Consider the following 1,355-nt stretch of genomic DNA (forward strand, 5'->3'; position numbering starts at 1 on the left):
GGGCCTTGACCCTTGATCGTGGACACGGTTTCGGTTCGGTTATGCCGCTTCCGCGAGGGTAGCGGACGTGGTCACCGCGTAGGCGGTCTCGTAGGCGTTCGGGCTGATGTTGCCGATCGCGGAGTGGCGCCTGCGGGTGTTGTAGCGGTTCACCCAGCGGAACACGGCTCGGTAGGCGGTGGCCTGGTCAGGGAACGCCGCGCGCCCGGCGAGGAGCTCGCGCTTCAGCGCGGCGTTGAAGCTCTCCGCCAATGAGTTGTCGGCACTTGTCCCGATCGCGCCCATGGACTGGGTGACCTTCAACCGTTTGCAGAGCTTCACGTAGGCCTTCGAGGTGTAGACCGAGCCGTGGTCGCTGTGGAACACGACTCCGGCGAGGCTGCCACGGTCGCGGGCTGCGGCGCGGAGGGCGTCCTCGACGAGCTCGGTGCGCATGTGGCCAGCGACCTGCCAGCCGGCGAGCTTGCGAGACCCGAGATCGATCACCGAGGCCAGGTAGAGGTTCGTGCCGTCCGCGATAGGCAAGTAGGTGATGTCTCCCACGTACCTGCGGTTCGGCTCACCCGTGCTGAAGTCGCGTTCGATCAGGTCCGGGAAGCGGCGCCCGGACTGGTCCGGGATCGTGGTCTTCACCCGGCGCCGCAGTCGGATCCCGGCGAGCTGATGTTCGCGCATCACGCGCGCGACGCGCTTGTGATTGACCCGCTCCTGCGCGAGCACGCCGTCGTTGAGGTCGGCGGTGATTCGCGGCGACCCGTAGGCGCGGTCGCCGCCCCGGGCGGGGTCCTGCAGCACCCGGATCCGTGCCACCAACGCCGCGTCCGCGGCCTGACGCTCGGATCGTCCTGGCGCCGCTGCAAGCCACGCGTAGAACGAGGATCGGGCGATCTCGATGACCTCACACAACCGCTTCACGCCGTAGGCGTCCTTGTGGTCCTCGACGAACTGGAAGCGGTTCACCAGTTCGTCTCCCCGGCGAAATACTTCGCCGCCTGACGGAGGATGTCCCGCTCCGTCTCGAGCTTGCGGGCCTCCGCCTTCAGCGCCGTGTTCTCCGCTTCGAGCCGGGCCACCCGTGCCGCTTGCGACTCCGGCCGCGGCCCGTCCGGCACAGCCACGCCGCCGCTCGCGGTCGTCCCGGAGCCGAGCTTGTCGACCCACTCCTTCAACGCCCCGCGGGAAATCCCGAGATCGACCGCGATGCCCTTGAGCGTCGCACCGGGCGTCGATTCATACAGGTCCACCGCCCGCCGCCGGAACTCGTCCGTGTAGTTCTTCCTTGCCATCCTTGGATTCTCGCTTCCCCAGCGTTCATGCTGGAATCAGCGTGTCCAAGATCAGGGGTCAAGGCCCGA

The 1,355-nt window shown here is 67.7% G+C and carries 1 protein-coding gene; it reads right to left on the reverse strand.

The genetic code is table 11. The features are described 5' to 3' along the window. Positions 1-39 precede the first annotated feature (39 nt). Positions 40-1,286, reverse strand: a protein-coding gene (locus tag IR155_RS15660; RefSeq protein ID WP_135115707.1) for an IS3 family transposase whose coding sequence is annotated in 2 segments (ribosomal slippage) — positions 40-971 and positions 971-1,286 — 1,248 coding nt in all. Because the reading frame shifts where the segments join, the coding sequence is not laid out codon by codon here. Positions 1,287-1,355: the final 69 nt, after the last annotated feature.

The organism is Microbacterium paludicola (assembly GCF_015235415.1).
GTDB classification, from domain to species: domain Bacteria; phylum Actinomycetota; class Actinomycetes; order Actinomycetales; family Microbacteriaceae; genus Microbacterium; species Microbacterium paludicola.